The organism is Serratia sp. OS31 (assembly GCF_014164835.1).
Taxonomy (GTDB): Bacteria; Pseudomonadota; Gammaproteobacteria; order Enterobacterales; family Enterobacteriaceae; genus Serratia; species Serratia liquefaciens_A.
The window spans coordinates 75,525-97,805 of sequence record NZ_JACJFQ010000014.1 but is presented as its reverse complement, the minus strand read 5'-3'; the positions used below and the strand labels follow the sequence as shown (position 1 = coordinate 97,805).

Genomic DNA, 22,281 nt, shown 5'->3' with positions numbered 1-22,281 from the left:
ATAATTTCTAATAGTTTTTAGTTTGTGATGTTGTGTGTACTGCTTACTACTCAGCGCTGACGTTAATTCCCTCGACGGCAAAACGTTGGCGCAGCGTGCGCGCATATTCCAGCGCATGTTCACCGTCGCCATGCAGGCAGACGGTTTCGGCCCGAACGGCGGCCCAGGTGCCGTCCAGAGTGCGAACCCGATGGTGGCGTACCATTTCCAGCGTTTGCGCCAGCGCCTGTTCGTCGCTGGTAATCAAAGCCCCTGGCTGACCCCGTGGTACCAGCGTGCCATCGGCCTGATAACCGCGATCGGCAAAGACCTCTTGTCGCGTCGCCAAACCTTGCTTTTCACCGGCGCGGATCAGTTCGCTGCCCGCCAGCCCCACTAGGCGCAAAGCCGGATCGACTGCTTTAACCGCGCGGGCAATGGCTTCCGCCAGCGCCGGCTCCACGGCAGCCTGGTTGTACAACATGCCGTGCGGCTTCACGTGCACCATTACCCCGCCTTCTGCACGGGCGATCGCCGCCAGCGCACCGAGTTGATACACCACCTGCGCATACACCGTTTCCGGCGGCAACTGCATGCGGGTACGACCAAAGTTCTCGCGATCGGGAAAACTCGGATGCGCGCCAATCGCCACGCCGTACTGCAGCGCCCAACGCACCGACTGGCGCATGGTTTGCGCATCCCCGGCGTGAAAACCGCAGGCGATATTGGCCGAGCTGACCAATTGCAGCAGCGCCCGATCGTTAGCGCAGCCCTCGCCAAGATCGGCATTCAAATCAACGTTCATCTAACCCCCAGGCAATCTGTTGGATAAAGTGCTCCTGTTCGGCCTTGGCGCGCTGCGCCTGGGCCAGGGTACAGGGAACAAAGTGGATAGCCTCTCCCAGGCGGATCTGCGCCAAATGATAGAGATCGGCTTCGATCACGCAGGCAATGCGCGGGTAACCACCGGTAGTTTGAGCATCGGCCATCAGCACGATCGGCTGACCGTTATGCGGCACCTGAACCACGCCCGGCAGCAGGCCATGCGACAACATCTCGCGTTCGGTGGTGCGGTTCAGCGCGCTGCTGCCGTGCAAGCGGTAGCCCATGCGGTTGCTCTGCGGGCTCAGCTGCCAGGCAGTACGCCAGAAAGACTCTTTCGCCTCTTCGCTGAATTCGTCATATTCCGGCCCCGGCAAGGCCCGGATACGGTTATTGAACAACAGTTGTTTCACGCCGGTGCTTTGCTTTCGCAAGTCGCGCCCCGCTCCCAACGGCAGGCAGTCACCATCTCGCAGGTTACGTCCATCCAGCCCGCCAAAAGCGGCTTTGTTGTCGGTGCTGCGCGAACCGAGTATTTCCGGCACGGTGATACCACCGTCTATCGCCAGATAACTGCGCATGCCGCGTTTTGGCATTTTCAGCATCAGCTGCTGGCCCGCACTGACCTGATAACGCCAGCCGGTCCACAGCGGCTTGCCGTCCAGTTGCGCATCACAACCGGCGCCGGTCAGCGCGATCCAGCCTGGCCGGGTAAATTCGGCGCTAAATTGCCCGAGTGTGATTTCCAGCCCGGCGGCATTGGCATCGTTACCCACCAGCAGGTTGGCGATCTTCAACGCTGGTTCGTCGAGCGCGCCGCCCTGGCTGACGCCCAGACGACGGAAACCGTTACGGCCCAAATCCTGCACCGTGGTGTAAATGCCCGCACGCAGGATCTTCAGCATACGCCCTCCTTCTGTGGCACAAACCGCACGCTGTCGCCGGGGCGCAGCAGGGTGGGCGGCATTTCATAGGGATTAAACAGCGCCAGAGGTGTACGGCCGATCAACTGCCAGCCGCCGGGCGTCACCAGCGGATAAATACCGGTCTGACTGCCACCGATACCCACGGAGCCGGCGGCCACCGACAGGCGCGGTTCGGCACGGCGCGGCGTTGCCAACTTGTCCGGCATGCCGCCCATGTAGGAGAAACCAGGTTGAAAACCGAGGAAATAGACCACGTAATCCGCAGAGGAGTGGCATTCCACTACCTGCTGCGGAGTCATGCCGGTGTGGCGCGCTACCTCATCCAGATCGGGCCCGTCCTGGCCGCCATAGATCACCGGAATATCCACCTGACGCGATTCCGGCACCAGGATCTGCTCGCTGTCCCAACCTTGTTGCAACAGCGCTAACATCATTTCGGCGTCGGCCTGCGGCGTCTTCAGCAGCAGCGTAAGGTTGTTCATGCCGGGCACCACTTCGCGCACGTCGGGATGATGATTCAGCTTTTCGGCCAGCGCCCAAATCCGCTGCTGGCTTGGCAGCGTCACCGGCGGCGACAGTTCAAGCACTACCGCGCGTTCACCTAACAGGTAACATCGTGCTCGTTGCACCCTTTTCTCCTTATTATTATCGCGATGAAAACACATCAGTTATGCGCGACAGCGCTCCGGCTGTCAATAGAACAACCTTCGAGAAAATAAGGGATTAGGCTATTAAAAGGATTCAGCCTCGGTATAAACCGGGCTGGATCCTGGCAGGGAAATCAGGCGGGATTCGGGATATCGATAAAGGTCACATCAAAACCATGCTGCTCGGCCAGCCATTCCCCCAGCGCCTTGACGCCGCCGCGCTCAGTGGCGTGATGGCCGGCGGCAAAAAAGTGAATGCCCATTTCGCGCGCGCTGTGAATGGTTTGCTCGGAAACCTCTCCGGTAATGAAGGCATCGACGCCAAATCGCGCCGCGCTGTCGATAAAGCCCTGACCGCCACCGGTGCACCAGGCCACACGGCGGATATGCGCCGGAGCGTTATCACCACAGTGCAGTACGGCCCGACCGAGGCGGCTCTCGATACGCTGCTGCAATTGTTCGCCGGTCAGCGGCTGCTCGAATTCGCCGTGCGGCACCAGCGGTTCCACTTCGCCAATCACCCGGATGCCCAGTTGATGCGCCAACTGAGCGTTGTTGCCCAACACCGGATGCGCGTCCAGCGGCAGGTGATAAGCGAACAGGTTGATATCATTGCTCAACAGCGTTTTCAGGCGATTGCGCTTCATGCCACGTACCGACGGCGCCTCGTTTTTCCAGAAATAGCCGTGATGCACCACCACGGCGTCGGCCTGATGTTCCACTGCCGCATCCAGCAGCGCCTGGCAGGCGGTAACGCCGGTAACGATGCGCTGCACATGGGGCCGCCCTTCCACCTGCAAACCATTGGGACCGTAATCCTGAAACGCGACGGTATTCAGTTCGGTGTTGATCAACTTTTCAAGATCGAGGTTACGCATAAAAATTCTCTCTTCAATTCAAAATGTCTGCCGGTCGCCCTGCTCCATCAGGATGAACTTCACGCCCAGATCGTTGCCCTGATCCAACTGCTGTTTGATGGTCGCGCGTACGTCTTCCCCCTGCTTCAGACTGGGTTTGATATGGCTGATGACCACCGGGAGATCCTTCAGCGAGCCTTCTCCCCCGCTGTACTGGGTCAAGTTTTTCAACTCCTTCAACAGCCACGCCGGCGTCAGGTGCCCGTAGAGGTTTTTATCTTCAACTTCGTTGGGATAGGAGCTTTCGATGATCATCCCCTTGAGCTTTTTCTGCTCGATGAGCGGCCCCAACGCGCGCCAGGCGCTGTCGAGATTACGTGATTGCTCAAGCGCATCCGAGCCGGTATCGCCGAAATAGGCGAAAGAGCCGCTGCGATCGGAAATCAGTAGCATCGAAGAAGGATAACGATCGTGGCTGAGCGGATACATTACGCCGCTCAACCCCGTCACGCCCAGCGTCACGCGCTGCTGAGGTCGCACCGTTTGCAGCCGGTAGGTTCCCAACCGCGATCCGTTGCCGGAATCGGTGAAATTGGGCCAGGCCTTCCAGTTAAAGTAATGATTGCGCAGGGTCAGAATGGTATCGGCCTGGGCATAGATATTCTTCTTGCTGTCCTCTGGCGAACCAATAATCAACCCCGCCACGTGGTCCAGATGACCATGGCTGATAAAGTAAGCGCCAATCAGTTGGCGGAATACATAACCCTGCGGAGTATAAGGAGCCGCCAGTTCAGGCGTCACCTGCGGGAAACTGCCTTTTTCCAGCCCTTTGGCGATACCCGGTAACAACGAGCCGGCATCCAGCGCCAGATACTGCGGCTGGTTGTCGCTGCGGATCAGATAAGAGGTCAGATTGCCGTCGCTGACGCCGCCATCCACGCCCAGCGCCACCACGTCAAAACCGGCCAGCGCCAGGGCTGAATAGCCGCTCAGGCACAGGGCCAGCACCTTTTTCATCATTATTTCGCTCCTTGCTGTTGCCTTAGTATTCCCCGCGCTTCGCCGCCTCAAAGGCCGCCAGCGTTTCCAGCCGCGCCTGCTTGTGGTCGACAATCGGCAGCGGATAATCCAGCACGCGCTGCTGTTGTTCTGCCCAGCGATGGGGTTGATGGATAGCATTGTCCGGTACATCCGCCAGCTCGGGCAACCATTTACGGATAAAAGTGCCTTGCGGATCAAAACGTTCGCCCTGAGTGGTCGGGTTAAATATGCGGAAATACGGCGCGGCGTCGGTACCGGTGGAGGCCGCCCACTGCCAACCACCGTTGTTGGCCGCTAGATCGCCGTCCAGCAGTTGCGACATGAAATAGCGCTCACCTTCGCGCCAGTCGATCAGTAAGTCTTTCACCAAAAAACTGGCGCTGATCATGCGTAACCGGTTATGCATCCAGCCGGTTTTATTCAACTGGCGCATAGCGGCATCAACGATCGGGTAGCCTGTGGCGCCCTGCTGCCAGGCCAGCAGCAGCTCGCGGTCGTTCCGCCAGCGTACCTTATCCGTCCAATCGATAAAGGGACGGTGCTTGCATAACGCAGGATAGGCCACCATCAAATGCCGATAAAACTCGCGCCAGATCAGTTCATTCAGCCAGCCAAAAGCGCCGCCGTCGGGATTTTCCAGCACCTGTGGGCATTCAGCGCGCAGGCGGTTAAAGCATTGGCGCGGTGATAACGCCCCTATCGCTAGATAGGGTGACAGGCTGCTGGTACCGTCAATGGCTGGCAGATCGCGCTGCTTAAGATAATCTTGCACCTGCTCCCGGCAAAAAGTACGTAATCGCTGCAAAGCCGCCTCTTCCCCGCTTGGAAAATCTCCTGCCGGCTCTGCCGGTGGATAATCGAATGCCCCGGGTGCGGCAGGGGCGGGCAGTGCGCCACCACCTCGCGGTTTGGGTGCGGGAACAGAGCGGATGTCGGATTCGGTCAGACGCTGGATAAAGGCTTTACGGAATGGCGTATAGACTTTATACATTTCGCCACCGCCAGTTTGCACACTTCCCGGCGGCAGCAGCAGGCTGTCGTCAAAACTCTGGCAAACCACCTGCCCGACTAAACGCTGTTCCAGCCGTTGGTCGCGCTGGCGTTCGTTGATTTCGTACTGGCGATTGTAAAACAGCGTATCCACCCGTTCCTGTGCGCAGTACGCCACCAGCCAATCCACTGAAGCTGAGAAGTCGTCGCATTGGTGATAGCTAAGGGGAATGCCGCGCTCGGCCAGGGCCTGCTGCACCTGTAGCAAACCCGCATGGATAAACGCCGCCTGACGCGGCGCCATTTCGTGCTGCCTCCATTGTTGCGGCGTGGCGATAAATACCGCCAGAACCCGAGCTTCGGGATCGCTACAGGCGGCGTGCAGGGCTTTGTTGTCGGTGATACGCAAATCGTTACGCAACCAGACCAGATGCGTGGTCATAAAACTCCTTGTCAATCAGTGGCCATAACGCAGGCGCAGCGCCTCGGGATAGGGCTCGAAATAGCGTTGGTCGGCCAGATAACGATCGGGGTATTCGGCCATGTAATGTTTAAGCAGGGTTATCGGTGCCAACAACGGCTGCATGCCCTGCCGATAACGATCGATCAACTGCGCCAGTTCCTGACGCTGTGCAGAACTCAGGTGATTGCGGAAATACCCCTGCACGTGCATCAATACGTTGGTGTGGTTACGGCGGGTGGCCTTGTGCGCCAGCAGTTTCATCAGGCGGCTGCGGTATTCGAGGGTGAAGGCTTCCAGCGAATCCCATTTGTCGATGCCTGCCACAAAACGCCCCAGTTCCCGGTATTCCTGCTGCGAATGGGCCAACAGCGACAGTTTATAGCGGCTGTGAAAGGCGATCAGCCCGCCACGGCTCAAGCCTTTACGCCATAACATGTTTAACTCATACAGCGCATAAACGCGCTCGACAAAGTTTTCCCGTAGCGTTGCGTCGTTCAGCCGCCCGTCCTCTTCCACCGGCAGCCAAGGCATTTGCCGCAGCAGCTCGGCGGTGAACAGCCCAACGCCGCTTTTACGCGCGCCGCCACCGTTCTCATCATACAGACGGACCCGCTCCATGCCGCAGCTTGGCGAATTGGCGCAAACAATGTAACCGCACAGGTGCTGCAAAGCAGCAATACGCTGCTCGGAAAACTGCTGCATCCGCTCGGTTACGTCGATGCTGTCGTCATTGCTGTGGCGCAACGCCACGTGATGTTGTTTTTTGATCAACCGCAGCGCCGGGCGCGGGGTCGGCAAGCCGATGGCCATTTCCGGACAAATCGGCTCAAAACGCACAAAGGGCGCCAGTTGTTCTACCGCAAAGGCCAGGCGTTTATGACCACCGTCAAAACGTACCGTCTCGCCAAGCAGGCAAGCGCTGATACCGACCGGAATTTTGTCACTCATTGATAGGCTCCCGCAGCGTTGGATGTGACTAAAAGTGTAGAAGATTTCGCGCTATGACACGAACGCTATCGACACCATGCCCGAACCGCAGCCATAAAAAAACCCCCGCTGGAAAGCGAGGGTTTTCGTTGGGCAGCGTGCGATCAGTAGAAATCGCAGGACACCAGTTCCGCCTGTTGCAGCCAGACCGGCTTATCGCTGGTTTTTGACCAGACGCGGTGCAAATAGCTGTAAAAACGGGCGCGGTCGCTGCGGAACAGCATTACCGGTAAAGCCAACACACCTGCCAGGATCACTGCGCTGCGGCGCAGGAGAATCCGATGCAATGAATAAGCGTGATAAGTAGACATGCGAACCTCCTCAAAAACGCCTGGCCGTTGATTTGCTGCGAAACAGCGCTGGCGTAAACAATAGAAACAAGACCATTTGGTAACTGGACAAAATTTTAGCGCAATTGATGAAAGTTTACTACTCATCCGACCACTAAATTGCACAAAAAAATCGCAAATAATTCGCCAAATCCGTAATTTTGTTACACCCAGGTTAATAATTAACTAACCATTGGTTACATTGTGGTTATTTGCAGCCTGTTTACGCAAACCTTCATCTTCACGCCTAGGAATATGAGCCCAATCGCGCTACGCCCCCTAAAATCGAGGCTAAAAAGCCATTTTCTGCTGTAATTTCAGCCATTTTTATACTTTTTTTACACCGGCCAACGCTATTTTTTCATCTTCTTTCTACCGCCCTCCCTACACTCGCTCAATCAAAAACTACACCTCTGGAGGTGTCCTGTGAGTATCAGCGTTATTGGTGGTGCGCTGTTGGTTCTGCTGCTGTTGGGCTATCTGGTTTATGCCCTGTTCAACGCGGAGGATTTCTGATGGCAGCTTCAGCCTTTTTATTGATTGCCAGCTTCCTGCTGGTGCTTCTGCTGCTGGCGCGACCGCTGGGCGGTTTCCTGGCACGCCTGATTGAAGGGGAGCCGCTGCCCGCGCTACGTAGGTTGGAAGCCGGCATTTGGCGCTGCTGTGGCACAACCCCTACCGAAATGAACTGGTGGCAATACGCACTGGCGATCCTTTGGTTTAACCTGCTTGGTCTGGTGCTGCTGTTCGCATTGCTGATGGCGCAAGGCTCACTGCCGCTTAACCCGCAGGGCTTCCCCGGCCTGTCCTGGGATCTGGCATTCAATACCGCGGTCAGCTTTGTCACCAACACCAACTGGCAAGCCTACAGCGGTGAAAGCACCCTCAGCTATCTCAGCCAAATGGCCGGGCTGGCGGTGCAGAACTTCTTGTCCGCCGCGACCGGCATCGCCGTGGCCTTTGCATTGATCCGCGCCTTCACCCGCCGTTCCAGCGCCACTATCGGCAACGCCTGGATCGACATGTTCCGCGTGACGCTGTATGTGCTGCTGCCGATTTCGCTATTGATCGCTTTATTCTTCGTCAGCCAGGGTACGTTGCAAAACTTCCTGCCTTACCTGCACATCAACACGCTGGAAGGCGCGCAGCAGACGCTACCGATGGGGCCCGTGGCCTCTCAGGAAGCAATCAAGATGCTCGGCACCAACGGCGGCGGTTTCTTCGGCGCAAACTCGGCTCACCCGTTCGAAAACCCGACCGTGCTGACTAACTTTGTGCAAATGCTGGCGATCTTCCTGATCCCCTGCGCATTGTGCTTTGCCTTCGGTCAGACCGCCGGTGAAAACCGCCAGGGCCACGCGCTGATCTGGGCGATGGCGTTGATCTTCGTGGTTGCCGTGGTGGTGGTGATGTTCGCCGAACTGGCGGGCAACCCTCATCTGGGCGAACTTGGCAGTGCCAGCAACATCAATATGGAAGGCAAGGAGTCGCGCTTTGGCATTCTCGCCACCAGCCTGTTCTCGGTGGTGACCACCGCGGCCTCCTGCGGCGCAGTCAATGCGATGCATGACTCCTTCACCGCGCTGGGCGGCATGGTGCCAATGTGGCTGATGCAGATTGGTGAAGTGGTGTTTGGCGGTGTGGGCTCGGGCCTGTACGGCATGCTGTTGTTCGTCCTGCTGACGGTGTTCATTGCCGGGCTGATGATCGGGCGTACGCCGGAATACCTGGGCAAAAAGATCGACGTCTACGACATGAAAATGACCGCTCTGGCGATCCTGGTCACGCCAACGCTGGTGCTGTTGGGCACGGCGCTGGCCATCGCCACCGACGCCGGTCGCGCAGGCATCCTTAACCCTGGCGCGCACGGCTTTAGCGAAGTGCTGTATGCGCTGTCTTCCGCCGCCAACAACAACGGCAGCGCCTTTGCCGGCCTGAGCGTCAATACGCCGTTCTACAACCTGCTGCTGGCCTTCGCCATGTTCGTCGGCCGCTTTGGCGTGATCCTGCCGGTGCTGGCCATTGCCGGTTCGCTGTGCGCAAAGAAACGTCAGCCGGCGGGCAACGGGACTCTGCCAACCTACGGACCGCTGTTTATCGGTCTGCTGATCGGCACCGTGCTGCTGGTGGGCGCATTGACCTTCGTACCGGCGCTGGCGCTGGGACCGGTGGCCGAACATTTGCAACTTTGGCTGGCCAAATAACAGAGCTCATAGAGAGAGATTAAGAGATGACTCGCAAACAACGTGCGCTGTTTGAACCGGCACTGGTCCGTACCGCGCTGATCGATGCGCTGAAAAAACTCGATCCGCGAACCCAATGGCGTAACCCGGTAATGTTCGTGGTGTATATCGGCAGCATCCTGACCACGGCCATCTGGCTGGCGATCCTCACCCGGCAGACCGACGGCAGCGCGGCTTTCACCGGCAGTATCGCGCTGTGGCTGTGGTTCACCGTGCTGTTCGCCAACTTTGCCGAAGCGCTGGCCGAAGGGCGCAGCAAAGCCCAGGCGGAAAGCCTCAGGGGCACCAAGAAAACCAGTTGGGCGAAAAAATTGGCCGGGCCGCGCCGTGATGGCGCCACCGAAAAAGTGTCCGCCGAAAGCCTGCGCAAGGGTGACATCGTACTGGTGGAAACCGGCGATACCATCCCCTGCGACGGCGAAGTGCTGGAAGGTGGAGCCTCCGTGGACGAAAGCGCCATTACCGGCGAATCCGCACCGGTGATCCGCGAATCCGGCGGTGACTTCTCGTCGGTAACCGGCGGTACCCGCGTGCTGTCCGACTGGCTGGTGGTACAGTGCAGCGTTAACCCGGGCGAAACCTTCCTCGACAGGATGATCGCCATGGTGGAAGGCGCCAAGCGGCGTAAAACCCCGAACGAAGTGGCGTTGACCATTCTGCTGGTTGCACTGACTATCGTGTTCGTGCTGGCGACCGCGACACTGTTTCCGTTCTCGCAGTACAGCGTGGACGCCGCCAACGGCGGTTCGGTAGTCACCATCACCGTGCTGGTGGCGCTGCTGGTCTGCCTGATCCCTACCACCATCGGTGGGTTGCTGTCCGCCATTGGCGTGGCCGGGATGAGCCGAATGCTGGGGGCCAACGTGATCGCCACCAGCGGGCGCGCGGTGGAAGCCGCCGGTGACGTTGATGTACTGCTGCTGGATAAAACTGGCACCATTACGCTGGGTAACCGTCAGGCCTCCGAGTTCTTGCCTGCGCCGGGCGTGAAGGAACAAGATCTGGCCGACGCGGCCCAGCTGTCATCCCTGGCGGACGAAACGCCGGAAGGCCGCAGCATCGTGGTGCTGGCGAAGCAACGCTTCAACCTGCGCGAACGTGACCTGCAGGCGCTGAACGCCACCTTCGTGCCTTTCTCCGCCCAAACGCGAATGAGCGGCGTCAATGTGCAGGACCGCATGATCCGCAAAGGGGCTGTGGACGCCATCCGTCGCCACGTGGAGTCCAATCAGGGCCACTTCCCGCAGGCAGTGGACGATTTGGTCGCCAGCGTGGCACGCACCGGCGGTACGCCGCTGGTGGTAGCAGAAGGGCCGCGCGTATTGGGCGTGGTAGCGCTGAAGGATATCGTCAAGGGCGGTATTAAAGAGCGTTTCGCCGAGCTGCGTAAAATGGGCATCAAAACGGTGATGATCACCGGTGATAACCCACTGACCGCCGCGGCGATCGCCGCCGAAGCCGGGGTAGACGACTTCCTGTCGGAAGCGACGCCGGAAGCCAAGCTGGCGTTGATTCGCCAATATCAGGCAGAAGGCCGTTTGGTAGCGATGACCGGTGACGGCACCAACGACGCCCCAGCGCTGGCTCAGGCTGACGTGGCGGTGGCGATGAACTCGGGCACTCAGGCCGCCAAAGAGGCGGGCAATATGGTCGATCTGGACTCTAACCCGACCAAGTTGATTGAAGTTGTGCACATCGGCAAACAAATGCTGATGACGCGCGGTTCACTGACCACCTTCAGTATCGCCAACGACGTGGCCAAGTATTTCGCCATTATCCCGGCGGCGTTTGCGGCAACCTATCCGCAGCTTAACGCCCTGAACGTGATGCATTTGCACTCCCCAGCCTCCGCCATTATGTCGGCGGTTATCTTCAACGCCCTGGTGATCGTATTCCTGATCCCGCTGGCGCTGAAAGGGGTGAGCTATAAACCGATGAGCGCCGCTGCGCTGTTGCGACGCAACCTGTGGCTCTATGGTGTGGGCGGTCTGTTGGTGCCTTTTGTCGGCATCAAGCTGATCGACCTGATCCTGGTCGCCTTGCACATCGCCGGTTAATCATTGAGAGGAAATGAAAATGTCTTATTTACGCCCTTCGTTGGTGATGTTGATCCTGCTGACGTTAATTACCGGTATCGCTTATCCGTTACTGACGACCGGACTTTCGCAACTGCTGTTTTCCGGCGCGGCCAACGGCTCGCTGCTGTATCAGGGCGATAAGGTGGTCGGCTCCGCGTTAATCGGCCAAAACTTTACCAAACCCGAGTATTTCTGGGGCCGCCCTTCTGCCACCGGTGATTCGGCCTATAATGCGATGGCGTCTGCCGGCAGCAACCTGGCCGCCACCAACCCGGCGCTGGATAAAGCCATCGCCGAGCGTGCCGCGCAGTTGCGTCTGGCCAACCCGGCAATGAAAGGCCCGATCCCGGTCGATCTGCTGACCGCCTCGGGGAGCGGACTGGATCCGCAGATTTCCCTCGCGGCAGCGCAATATCAACTGGCACGGGTTGCCGCCGCTCGTCAGCTGTCGCCGGAGCAAATCGCCAAGCTGATTGATCAAAGCACCGATCAGGCCACCCCCAACTTTATGGGCGAGTCGGTGGTAAACGTGCTGAAATTGAACCTGGCGCTAGACGCATTGAAATAATGCCCCGCGAGTTAAAGGATAAGTATCGGGTTCGGCGTGCCGAACCCGCTTTACGTTGCTGCAAAAGGAACTCCGATGGTGGATGAGGAACAACAGCGCCCTGACCCTGACAGCCTGCTGGCGCTGGCCAACGAAAAGCCCCGCGGCCGGTTGAAAGTTTTCTTCGGCGCCTGCGCCGGGGTGGGCAAAACCTACGCCATGCTGCAGGAAGCCCAGCGGTTGCGCAGCCAGGGGCTGGACGTGCTGGTCGGCGTGGTGGAAACCCACGGCCGCAGCGAAACCGCAGCCCTGCTGAACGGGTTGGATCTGCTGGCGCAAAAACGCATCCAGCATCGCGGACGCTTAGTACAAGAGTTTGACCTCGATGCCGCGCTGGCACGCCATCCTGCACTGATCCTGATGGATGAGCTGGCGCACAGTAACGCCTACGGTTCGCGCCACCCCAAACGCTGGCAGGATGTGGAAGAGCTGTTGGACGCCGGCATTGACGTGCTGACCACCGTCAATGTTCAACATCTGGAAAGCCTGAACGACGTGGTTGGCGGCGTGACCGGTGTGCGTGTGCGCGAAACGGTGCCCGATCACGTGTTCGACGAAGCCACCGAGGTGGTGCTGGTCGACCTGCCGCCAGACGATCTGCGTCAGCGATTAAATGAAGGCAAGGTGTACATTCCCGGCCAGGCCGAGCGCGCCATCGAGCACTTTTTCCGCAAGGGCAATCTGATCGCGCTGCGCGAACTGGCGCTGCGTCGCACCGCCGACCGGGTCGATGACCAGATGCGTGCCTTCCGCGATACTCAGGGCCGTGAACGCGTATGGCATACCCGCGACAGCATTCTGCTGTGCGTCGGTCATAACAGCGGCAATGAGAAACTGGTGCGTATCGCGGCACGGCTGGCGGCCCGGTTGGGTTGCCACTGGCACGCGGTGTATGTAGAAACACCGAAGCTGCACCGCTTGCCGGAGAATCAACGCCGGGCGATCCTGCGGGCGCTGCGGCTGGCGCAGGAACTGGGCGCCGAGACCGCTACCCTGTCTGAACCTTATGAAGAACGCGCGGTATTACGCTACGCCCGCGAACATAATCTGGGCAAAATCATTATCGGTCGTCGCAGCGAGCAACGCTGGAAACTGCGCGGCAGCTTTGCCGATCGCCTCGGCCGCCTGGGGCCCGATCTCGATCTGGTGATCGTCGCGCTGGAAAACGACACCCCTGCGCCGCAGGGGAAAGAGCATGACGGGCGCAATTTCACCGAAAAGTGGCGCATGCAATTACGCGGCTGCGCCGTGGCCGTCGCACTCTGCGCCCTGATCACCCTGCTCTCCCAGTGGCTGTTGCCGGGCTTTGACCAGGCCAACCTGGTGATGGTGTATCTGCTCGGCGTGGCGATCGTGGCGCTGTTCTTCGGCCGTTGGCCTTCGGTACTGGCCGCGGTGATTAACGTCGCCAGCTTTGATCTGTTTTTCGTCCAACCTGAATGGTCGTTTGCCGTCAGCGATATGCAGTATCTGCTGACCTTCGGCGTCATGCTGATCGTCGGTATCACCATCGGCAACCTGACCGCCGGGGTACGTTACCAGGCCCGAGTCGCCCGTTATCGCGAGCAGAGGGCTCGCCATCTGTATGAAATCTCCCGCGGACTGAGCCAGGCACTGACCACCGAAGACATCGCCAAAACCAGCCGCCACTTCCTCACCAGCAGCTTTCAGGCCAAAACCGTGCTGTTGTTGCCGCAGGAAGACGGCAAGCTGCAGCAAATGGTCGGGGAAACGGGTGGATTGCTGTCGGTGGATGAAGCCATCGCCCGTTGGAGTTTCGACAAGGGCATGCCGGCCGGCGCCGGTACCGACACCTTGCCGGGCGTACCTTACCAACTGCTGCCGCTCACCACGTCGAAGCAAACCTTCGGCCTGTTGGCCATCGAACCCAGCAACCTGCGCCAACTGATGGTGCCGGAACAACAACGGCTGTTGCAGACCTTTGCGGTACTGATTGCCAGCGCGCTGGAGCGATTGCATCTGGCACGCAGCGCCGAGGAAGCCAAACTGGACGCCGAGCGGGAACAACTGCGCAACTCGCTGCTGGCGGCGCTGTCCCACGATTTACGCACGCCGCTGACGGTGCTGTTCGGCCAGGCGGAAATTCTGACGCTCGATCTGGCAGCGGAAGGCTCCAACCATGCCCCGCAGGCCAGTCAGATCCGCCAGCAGGTGCTGAGCACCACCCGTCTGGTGAACAACCTGCTGGATATGGCACGCATTCAATCCGGCGGCTTTAACCTGCGTAAAGAGTGGCAGTCGCTGGAGGAGATCGTCGGCGCTTCGCTGCACATGCTGGAACCGCTGATGACCCAACACCAGATCAAGGTTGAGCTGCCGCCGGAGCTGATATTGGTCAACTGCGACGGCAGCCTGCTGGAGCGGGTTTTCACTAACCTGTTGGAAAATGCCAATAAATACGCCGGTATCGATGCTACTATCGGCATTCGCGCCCATACGTTGCCCGACTGGCTGGAAGTCGAAGTCTGGGACGATGGTCCGGGCATTCCTGAAGGGAAGAAGCAGCTTATTTTCGATAAGTTTTCCCGCGGCAATAAAGAATCGGCCATTCCCGGCGTAGGTTTGGGGTTAGCGATTTGCCGTGCCATTATTGAAGTGCACGGTGGCCGCATTTGGGCGGAAAACGGCGCTAACGGCGGTGCCAGCTTCCGCTTTGTGCTGCCGCTGGAAAAACCGCCGGAAATAGACAGTGAAGCCTTTGATCTCTAACCAAACTCTGGGAGCCTTGTGAGCAGCACGCCAACCAATATTCTGATTGTCGAAGATGAAAAAGAGATCCGGCGCTTCGTCCGCACCGCCCTTGAGAGCGAGGGCCTGCGGGTGTTTGAAAGTGAAACGCTGCAACGCGGGCTGATTGAAGCCGGCACGCGCAAACCGGATCTGATTATTCTCGATTTAGGGTTGCCGGACGGTGACGGGCTAAACTATATCCGCGATTTGCGCCAATGGAGCGCCATTCCGGTGATTGTGCTGTCGGCGCGCAATGCCGAAGAAGACAAGATTGCCGCGCTGGACGCCGGGGCCGACGACTATCTCAGCAAGCCGTTTGGCATCGGCGAACTGCTGGCCCGCGTGCGGGTCGCCTTGCGCCGCCATTCAGGCAGCCGGCAGGAAAGTCCGCTGGTCAGCTTTTCTGAAATCACCGTCGATCTGATCAACCGCCGGGTATTGCGCCAGGGTGAAGACTTGCATCTGACACCGATAGAGTTTCGCCTGCTGGCCGAACTGCTGGCCAATTCCGGTAAGGTGATCACCCAGCGCCAGCTATTGAGCCATGTCTGGGGGCCGAATTACGTAGAACACAGCCACTATCTGCGTATTTATATGGGACATCTGCGACAAAAGCTGGAGGCCGATCCGGCCCGGCCAAAACACTTGCTGACCGAAACCGGCGTCGGTTACCGCTTTATGCCTTGAGGTTAACGGGCGCAGCATGCGGTTAAGCTGATGCAATATTCGATTAAACGGGTGCAGCATGCGGCACCCCTACACGTTTTGGCCTTTCTTCAGCCCCACCATAAATTCCTTGAACGCCTCGCGCAGCGGGGCAAACACCGGGTGCTTGCGGTTTTCGATCATCACTTCAGAGAACAGCTTCAAGCCGACGGCGAAGGCCGCGCTGTTATTCTCGCCAAAATTCAGATCTTCACGCGCTTTGATACGCTCAACGATGCCAAGAATATCGTCGTGGTTTTCCACCTCAAAACTCAACGGCGTTTTATCGACGGGCTCGCCTTGACGATCGCTCAGGGCTTCGACGGTAATGCGAAAACGGTGGCCGGGCATCAGTCGTTCTCCTTATCTGTCTCTGTCGGGGCAATGTTCATTTCACTTTCGATTGCCGCCACCGCGGTGAGCAGCGCTGCATTGATGCGTTCTACCTGCTGTGGCGAAAGATCGGCGCGCATCACATTGCCGCGTAACAAACTGCGCAGGCGATTCATGGCGTCGGAGATGCCTTCCGCCAGATTGCCATGATGATGGTGGCCGCGACCGGCACCCGCCAAACGCGCCAGGATCACATCGACGACGGCCTGATGTTTTTGCAATTCTTCCTGGCCCAGCTCGGTGATCTGATAGCTTTTACGGCCGTTGCCGCTGGTGATCGGCTCGAGGAAATCCTGCTCCTCCAGCAACGTCAGGGTCGGATAAATCACCCCTGGGCTTGGCACATAGAGACCTGAAGACGCCTCGTCGATCGCCTTGATCAGTTCGTAACCGTGGCTCGGTTTGCGCGCCACCAGAGCCAGCAGCACCAGCCGCAGATCGCCGTGTTCAAACATGCGGTGACGGCCGCCGCGACCGCCGCGCCCTCCCCGACCATGCTCTTCACCATGATCGCCGCCAAAATGATGGCGACCGCCACGACGGCGATGGTGATGTTCATGCCCTTCTTCGCTGTCATGGCGGCAACCGTGACGACGGTGTAAATCTAAACGGTGAAACATAGGGTAGCCCTCTCAATGGATAATCAGTTGTCGAAGTGACTTAGATATATCTAATTCACTTCGATATATCTAATCTAGATCGATATATCTAAATGCGCAAGAGGGGAAAAGTGAAAAAGATATATCTAAATCGCAGGCATAAAAAAAGCGCTGTAAAAACAGCGCTTTTTTATCACGGGGAAGCAGCGTTACTTGGCAGAAGCCAGCACTTCGCTGACGATTTCTACCGCTTCATGCTCGATCTTTTCACGGTGCTCAGCGCCGAGGAAGCTCTCACAATAAATCTTGTAGGCTTCTTCGGTACCAGAAGGACGTGCCGCGAACCAGCCGTTGTCGGTCATCACTTTCAGGCCGCCAATCGATGCGCCGTTACCCGGTGCCGCCGTCAAACGTGCGGTAATAGGATCACCCGCCAGGGTATCGGCCTTGACCATTTCCGGTGACAGCTTGGACAACGCCGCTTTTTGGGCGGAAGTGGCCGGTGCCTGAATACGGTTGTAGCTTGGTGCGCCAAAGCGTTTAGCCAGATCGTCGTAGTGGTGCTGCGGATTTTCGCCGGTCACTGCGGTGATTTCCGCTGCCAACAGGCACATGATGATACCGTCTTTATCAGTAGACCACGGAGTGGCGTTGAAACGCAGGAACGAGGCCCCTGCGCTCTCTTCGCCACCAAAACCCAGGCTACCGTCATACAAACCATCAACGAACCATTTGAAGCCCACCGGCACTTCCACCAGCTTGCGGCCCAAATCAGCCACCACGCGGTCAATCATCGCGCTGGAAACCAGCGTTTTCCCCACCGCCACGTCAGCACTCCACTGTGGACGATGCTGGAACAGGTAGTTGATGGCCACGGCCAGATAATGGTTTGGGTTCATCAGCCCCGCCGGCGTCACAATGCCGTGGCGGTCGTAGTCCGGATCGTTGGCAAAGGCCAGGTCGAACTTGTCGCGCAGCGCCAGCAGGCCGCCCATCGCCGGGACTGAGGAGCAGTCCATGCGGATCACGCCGTCGTGATCGAGGTGCATAAAGCGGAAGGTCTGATCGATAGCATCGTTCACCAGCGTCAGATCCAGCTTGTAATGCTCGGCAATACGCTGCCAGTAAGCAATGCCGGAGCCGCCGAGCGGATCAACGCCCAGCTTCAGGCCGGCACGCTGGATCGCAGGCATATCAACCACGTCCACCAGCCCTTCAACATACGGTTGCACCAGGTCTTGTGCATGCACACGGCCGCTGGCCCAGGCCTTATCCAGCGATTGACGCTGAACGCCTTTCAACTGCAGAGACAGCAGTTCATTGGCGCGCTTTTCAATCACCGAGGTCAGGTTAGTGTCTGCCGGGCCGCCGTTGGTCGGGTTATATTTGATGCCGCCATCTTCAGGGGGATTGTGGGACGGGGTGATCACGATGCCGTCGGCCAATGCCCCACCGTTACGGTTATGGCACAGGATGGCATGGGAGACCGCAGGCGTTGGCGTGAAGCCGTTATTTTCCTGCACGATCACATCAACGCCGTTGGCGCTCAATACTTCCAGCACCGAAATGAAAGCCGGTTCCGACAGCGCGTGGGTATCTTTCCCCACGTAGCATGGGCCGGTCACCCCTTGCTGGTGACGCACTTCGGCAATTGCCTGGGCGATAGCGAGAATGTGGGCTTCATTAAAGCTGTGGCGCAACGCGCTGCCGCGATGGCCTGAGGTTCCGAACTTGACCGCGTGTGCGGCGTTGCCCGCTTCCGGTTGCAGTACGTAGTACTGCGACGTCAGCTGGGCTACGTTGATCAAATCGCTTTGCTGAGCCGGCTGCCCGGCACGTGGGTTATTCGCCATCGACATATCTCCCTAATCCCTGTCCTGCGGCCTGGCAATATGTCGCTCACGGCCACCATGACGGGCTGTTCGCTAAATTAGATAGTGCCGCAAACTTTTTCAGTCAGTTCCGTCGGGAACTGCATAGCCTGCATGATGTGTTCAACCATGCTGCGTTTGCGACCGGTATTGGTATTGGTGATCACCCAGTAAGGCGTGCCCGGAACGTGCTTTGGCTTGGTGTGCGTTCCATTCGCCAACAGGGTTTGCTGATCGCCGGCGAAATAGGTACGGGTACGGCCATGCAACGCATCGGTGGCGCTGGCAAAGCCGGCCGCATCGAGGGTATACAGGGTGGAAAGCACCAGCATAAAACGGTTTACCGCTTTGTTCTGCTCGGCGTACTCATCCGACAGCAACAGCTCACGCACGGCACGCACGCGATCGCGAGGGCGCGATACAGCAACGATTTTTTCCTGTTCGGCGGTCTGTGCGCTGGCGGCCGGCGCTGCACGTAGCGGCTGGCCGGCGGTAAATTTCAACATACGGCGCAAAATATCGGACGCGCTCTCACCAATATGTTGCGTGTGGCTGGCAATATAACGGTAGAGCTCTTCGTCGACTTCAATAGTTTTCATCTTTATCCAGTACTGTTTTTTTCTACTTAGAACCTGAAGCCAGATCCGGCATTCAAGCCATGGGATTATAAGGTTAAAAGCGCAGGAGCGAACATAACAATGTGCCCCAATACGGCAAAAGCAGACTAATACCTATAGCCCGCCGGACACCGACGCTGCCAAACCTGCACCTTACCATGAAAAATCCGCGTTTTATCCTATGGATTTTAAGTTGCAGCAAGTACAGCGAACAACGCTGCCGCTTGAAAAGCGACGGGTTTATTCATCGAGTGTTTTAATCATGATAACCTAATCTGAATCTCTCTCAGTATGAACTTCGCCATGAAATTACATTATCAACTGCTGGCCACCGAGTCGGATGCATTGCCGGTGATCCTGATCCACGGACTGTTTGGCAATTTGGATAATCTGGGCGTGCTGGCGCGCGATCTGAATCAGCGCCACAGCGTAATTAAAGTCGATCTGCGCAACCACGGCCTGTCACCGCGTTCGGAGGTAATGACCTACCCGGAAATGGCACAGGATCTGCTGACGTTGCTGGATGATTTGCAGTTGGAGAAAGTCATTGTCATTGGCCACTCGATGGGCGGCAAAGCGGCCATGGCGCTGACGGCAATCGCCCCGGAGCGCGTGGAGAAGCTGATCATCATTGACGTTGCGCCGGTGGACTATCAAACGCGCCGCCACGACGAAATTTTTGTCGCGTTGCAGGCGGTGAGCGCCGCCGGCATTACCCAACGCCAGCAGGCGGCGGAATTGATGCGCGGCTACCTGAAAGAGGAAGGCGTGATCCAGTTCCTGCTGAAATCCTTCCACCAGGGCGAATGGCGTTTCAATCTGCCAGTGCTGATCGAAGAGTACGAGAACATCACCGGCTGGCAGGAAGTACCGGCCTGGCCTCACCCGACGCTGTTTATCCGCGGCGGCCTGTCGCCTTACGTGCAGGACAGCTATCGCGAAGATATTGCCCGTCAATTCCCGCAGGCTCGCGCTCACGTCGTTGCCGGTACCGGACACTGGGTTCATGCGGAAAAACCGGAGGCGGTGTTGCGCGCCATTCACCGTTTTCTCGGCGAAGCCTGAGTCGCGCCAGGCCCAACAAATGGGCCGTTTCTCTGCCAAAGTCACCGTCTGATGAAAAAACGCGCTAAAGATAACGGCTTAGCGCGTTTTCAGCTCAGTTAAGCATTGTCGTCGCTCTATCTGCTGGGGTAATATGGCGCGCTATAATTTTGCCGCCGTGCCAAGCGTGTTCGCTAACGTCAGGCTGGGGGTGAATTTGGGTTAGGGTTTATTGGCCCGAAGTGTGTTAACCGAACCGTCCGGAAGCGTGTAAGCGCTTTTTGATGCAAACTCCCTTGCAGTACCGCTACCTATGGCAAAAGAACAAACGGATCGCACGACGCTGGATCTGTTCGCAGATGAACGCCGTCCGGGGCGCCCGAAAACCAACCCGCTCTCCCGAGATGAACAGCTTAGAATCAATAAGCGTAATCAGCTTCGACGCGATAAAGTCCGTGGCTTACGGCGTGTGGAACTGAAGATCAACGCGGATGCGGTGGACGCCCTGAACAAACTGGCGGAACAGCGTAATATCAGCCGCAGCGAGCTTATTGAGCAAATGCTGCTGGCACAACTGGCGGACGAGCAGCCAGAACATTGATCATTGCAGCCGCACATGCGGCGCGGCGTTAAGGATGACGCCCGATCAACACCGCTTTATTCCACCCGGCATCGCATTAAAGTGATAAATACCCGGGGTAAATTTCTGGCATGATACGCACTTACCGGTAAGAGATAACCTCTTGCCATGGCATCATTTTAATCGGTGTTATCGTAGTCAACGCTAACATCGTGAATGCAATTTATTGAATTTAAAGGTTATACGCGATATGGCTAATGTAGGCATTTTCTTTGGCAGCGACACTGGCAATACCGAAAACATTGCCAAGATGATCCAGAAAATTCTTCAGCAGCAGTTTGGCAAAGAGGTGTCTGAAATTCATGACATCGCCAAAAGCAGCAAAGAAGATCTGGAAGCTTTCGATATCCTGCTGCTCGGTATCCCGACCTGGTACTACGGTGAAGCCCAGTGCGATTGGGATGACTTCTTCCCAACGCTGGAAGAAATTGACTTCAACGGCAAGCTGGTTGCGCTGTTCGGCTGTGGCGATCAGGAAGACTACGCAGAGTATTTCTGTGATGCGATGGGTACCATTCGCGACATCATCGAACCACGTGGCGCCGCTATCGTAGGCCACTGGCCGACCAAAGGTTACCACTTTGAAGCCTCCAAAGGCTTGGCCAACGACAGTCATTTCATCGGCCTGGCCATTGACGAAGATCGCCAACCTGAGCTGACCAACGAACGTGTCGAAGGCTGGGTAAAACAAATCGTCGAAGAGCTGAGCCTGGCCGAAATCGTCGGGTAACGCCAAAGGTTGAACAAAAGCCCTGCAAAGTGCATAGTGTGCCGGCAGGGCCATCATTGGCAGTACTGATTACTGCAATAGAAGCTACAGATTTGTAACTTCCCACACCGTCAAGGTAGACTGAGTTTTCGGTTTATCCCATTCATCAAGACGTTGCATGTATAACATGCAATTGTGCAATTATAGCTTTGTTAACAACCGGCGGTTTCCATTTAGAGCAACCGGTTCTATAATGAGACGCAATTAACTCTTTGTGCCGACCGATGCCACAGGCGAGAACGCCTCAACTTGATTAGCATAGTAACAGGACTGAATCCGCATGACTGACAACAACACCGCATTGAAGAAGGCCGGCCTAAAAGTCACGCTTCCGCGACTCAAAATCCTGGAAGTACTGCAAAATCCGGAATGCCATCACGTCAGTGCGGAAGATCTGTACAAAAAACTGATAGATATGGGCGAAGAAATTGGCCTGGCTACAGTTTACCGCGTACTGAACCAATTTGATGATGCCGGCATTGTGACCCGTCACAACTTCGAAGGCGGCAAGTCCGTGTTCGAGCTGACCCAGCAGCATCACCACGATCACCTGATTTGCCTGGACTGCGGCAAAGTGATCGAATTTAGCGATGAGTCTATCGAAGTGCGTCAGCGTGATATCGCCAAACAGCACGGCATCAAGCTCACCAACCACAGCCTGTACCTGTACGGCCATTGTGAAACCGGTGACTGCCGCGAAGACGACACCCTGCACGACAAAAAATAATGTCCTAACCGGCATTGAGAACCGCCTTAACGGCGGTTTTTTTGTGCCTGCGATAATAGGATAAAAAATCCCCGGACAGGCCGGGGAAAGTTCACAGCGTTAAATACAACAATTGCAGCGGCACTTCTCTACAGCACTTCTCTCGTTCCCCACCTGGACACCTTCAGCGTCAACTCACCCGCCGACACGCGGATAA

The 22,281-nt window shown here is 57.4% G+C and carries 22 protein-coding genes; 10 read left to right on the top strand and 12 right to left on the bottom strand.

Translation table 11 applies throughout. From position 1 onward, the window contains the following. Window positions 1–46 precede the first annotated feature (46 nt). The 8 genes from pxpA to H5P17_RS13755 form a co-directional block, all read right to left on the bottom strand. A complete protein-coding gene (pxpA, locus tag H5P17_RS13790) occupies window positions 47–784 on the bottom strand; it encodes a 5-oxoprolinase subunit PxpA (protein ID WP_044548909.1) in 738 nt (245 codons plus the stop codon). Next, a complete protein-coding gene (gene pxpC / locus H5P17_RS13785; RefSeq protein ID WP_182823496.1) occupies window positions 774–1,706 on the bottom strand; it encodes a 5-oxoprolinase subunit PxpC in 933 nt (310 codons plus the stop codon). Before pxpC ends, pxpA begins: the two co-directional genes overlap by 11 nt. Next, the gene (pxpB, locus tag H5P17_RS13780; RefSeq protein ID WP_063205875.1) at window positions 1,700–2,356 is read right to left on the bottom strand and encodes a 5-oxoprolinase subunit PxpB; all 657 of its coding nucleotides are present in this window, start codon (window positions 2,354–2,356) and stop codon (window positions 1,700–1,702) included. Before pxpB ends, pxpC begins: the two co-directional genes overlap by 7 nt. Before the next feature lie 152 nt (window positions 2,357–2,508). Next, complete coding sequence (locus H5P17_RS13775; protein WP_044548905.1) at window positions 2,509–3,252, bottom strand: type 2 GTP cyclohydrolase I; 744 nt, start codon at window positions 3,250–3,252, stop codon at window positions 2,509–2,511. An 18-nt stretch (window positions 3,253–3,270) separates the two neighbouring features. Then, window positions 3,271–4,251: an MBL fold metallo-hydrolase gene (locus tag H5P17_RS13770; RefSeq protein WP_044548903.1), complete on the bottom strand. Its 981-nt coding sequence runs from the start codon at window positions 4,249–4,251 to the stop codon at window positions 3,271–3,273. A gap of 22 nt (window positions 4,252–4,273) precedes the next feature. Continuing rightward, entirely contained in the window at window positions 4,274–5,704 is a 1,431-nt protein-coding gene (gene phrB / locus H5P17_RS13765) for a deoxyribodipyrimidine photo-lyase (protein ID WP_182823494.1), read from the bottom strand. Between the two features lie 15 nt (window positions 5,705–5,719). Next, the gene (locus H5P17_RS13760; RefSeq protein WP_182823492.1) at window positions 5,720–6,673 is read right to left on the bottom strand and encodes a 2-thiouracil desulfurase family protein; all 954 of its coding nucleotides are present in this window, start codon (window positions 6,671–6,673) and stop codon (window positions 5,720–5,722) included. Window positions 6,674–6,816: 143 nt separating this feature from the next. Continuing rightward, window positions 6,817–7,023 carry a YbfA family protein gene (locus H5P17_RS13755; protein ID WP_182823489.1) on the bottom strand — a complete coding sequence of 69 codons (207 nt, stop codon included), beginning with the start codon at window positions 7,021–7,023 and terminating at the stop codon, window positions 6,817–6,819. 444 nt (window positions 7,024–7,467) lie between these two features. On the opposite strand from H5P17_RS13755, the gene H5P17_RS13750 reads away from it, so the two are divergent. The 6 genes from H5P17_RS13750 to kdpE all read left to right on the top strand — a co-directional run bounded on the left by H5P17_RS13750 (window position 7,468) and on the right by kdpE (window position 15,407). Continuing rightward, on the top strand, window positions 7,468–7,557 hold the full coding sequence (locus H5P17_RS13750) for a K(+)-transporting ATPase subunit F (RefSeq protein ID WP_004949718.1): 90 nt from the start codon (window positions 7,468–7,470) through the stop codon (window positions 7,555–7,557). Continuing rightward, window positions 7,557–9,245, top strand: coding sequence for a potassium-transporting ATPase subunit KdpA (gene kdpA, locus H5P17_RS13745; protein ID WP_182823487.1), 1,689 nt, complete (start codon window positions 7,557–7,559; stop codon window positions 9,243–9,245). Before H5P17_RS13750 ends, kdpA begins: the two co-directional genes overlap by 1 nt. A gap of 26 nt (window positions 9,246–9,271) precedes the next feature. Then, window positions 9,272–11,341, top strand: a complete 2,070-nt coding sequence (kdpB, locus tag H5P17_RS13740) for a potassium-transporting ATPase subunit KdpB (protein WP_182823484.1) — start codon at window positions 9,272–9,274, stop codon at window positions 11,339–11,341. Between the two features lie 19 nt (window positions 11,342–11,360). Further along, complete coding sequence (gene kdpC / locus H5P17_RS13735) at window positions 11,361–11,930, top strand: potassium-transporting ATPase subunit KdpC (RefSeq protein WP_182823482.1); 570 nt, start codon at window positions 11,361–11,363, stop codon at window positions 11,928–11,930. A 75-nt stretch (window positions 11,931–12,005) separates the two neighbouring features. Next, window positions 12,006–14,699 (top strand): two-component system sensor histidine kinase KdpD, encoded by a 2,694-nt coding sequence (kdpD, locus tag H5P17_RS13730; protein ID WP_182823481.1) that lies wholly within the window; start codon window positions 12,006–12,008, stop codon window positions 14,697–14,699. Window positions 14,700–14,717: 18 nt separating this feature from the next. After that, complete coding sequence (kdpE, locus tag H5P17_RS13725) at window positions 14,718–15,407, top strand: two-component system response regulator KdpE (RefSeq protein ID WP_182823479.1); 690 nt, start codon at window positions 14,718–14,720, stop codon at window positions 15,405–15,407. A gap of 69 nt (window positions 15,408–15,476) precedes the next feature. On the opposite strand, the gene H5P17_RS13720 is transcribed toward kdpE, so the two are convergent. The 4 genes from H5P17_RS13720 to seqA all read right to left on the bottom strand — a co-directional run bounded on the left by H5P17_RS13720 (window position 15,477) and on the right by seqA (window position 18,887). Next, a complete protein-coding gene (locus H5P17_RS13720; protein WP_044548893.1) occupies window positions 15,477–15,776 on the bottom strand; it encodes a DUF3861 domain-containing protein in 300 nt (99 codons plus the stop codon). Next, complete coding sequence (locus tag H5P17_RS13715) at window positions 15,776–16,438, bottom strand: PadR family transcriptional regulator (protein ID WP_044548892.1); 663 nt, start codon at window positions 16,436–16,438, stop codon at window positions 15,776–15,778. The genes H5P17_RS13720 and H5P17_RS13715 overlap by 1 nt, the downstream gene beginning before the upstream one ends. A 188-nt stretch (window positions 16,439–16,626) precedes the next feature. Beyond that, window positions 16,627–18,270, bottom strand: coding sequence for a phosphoglucomutase (alpha-D-glucose-1,6-bisphosphate-dependent) (pgm, locus tag H5P17_RS13710; RefSeq protein ID WP_044552836.1), 1,644 nt, complete (start codon window positions 18,268–18,270; stop codon window positions 16,627–16,629). Between the two features lie 77 nt (window positions 18,271–18,347). Further along, on the bottom strand, window positions 18,348–18,887 hold the full coding sequence (gene seqA / locus H5P17_RS13705; RefSeq protein ID WP_044548891.1) for a replication initiation negative regulator SeqA: 540 nt from the start codon (window positions 18,885–18,887) through the stop codon (window positions 18,348–18,350). A gap of 309 nt (window positions 18,888–19,196) precedes the next feature. Here seqA and ybfF point away from each other — a divergent pair, with 309 nt between their 5' ends. The 4 genes from ybfF (at window position 19,197) to fur (ending at window position 22,085) form a co-directional block, all read left to right on the top strand. Then, window positions 19,197–19,970, top strand: a complete 774-nt coding sequence (gene ybfF, locus H5P17_RS13700; RefSeq protein ID WP_081835835.1) for an esterase — start codon at window positions 19,197–19,199, stop codon at window positions 19,968–19,970. A 292-nt stretch (window positions 19,971–20,262) separates the two neighbouring features. Next, entirely contained in the window at window positions 20,263–20,550 is a 288-nt protein-coding gene (gene ybfE / locus H5P17_RS13695; protein ID WP_004949692.1) for a LexA regulated protein, read from the top strand. Window positions 20,551–20,779: 229 nt separating this feature from the next. Next, entirely contained in the window at window positions 20,780–21,319 is a 540-nt protein-coding gene (gene fldA, locus H5P17_RS13690) for a flavodoxin FldA (RefSeq protein ID WP_044548890.1), read from the top strand. Window positions 21,320–21,638: 319 nt separating this feature from the next. Beyond that, entirely contained in the window at window positions 21,639–22,085 is a 447-nt protein-coding gene (gene fur, locus H5P17_RS13685) for a ferric iron uptake transcriptional regulator (RefSeq protein ID WP_020825646.1), read from the top strand. Window positions 22,086–22,281: the final 196 nt, after the last annotated feature.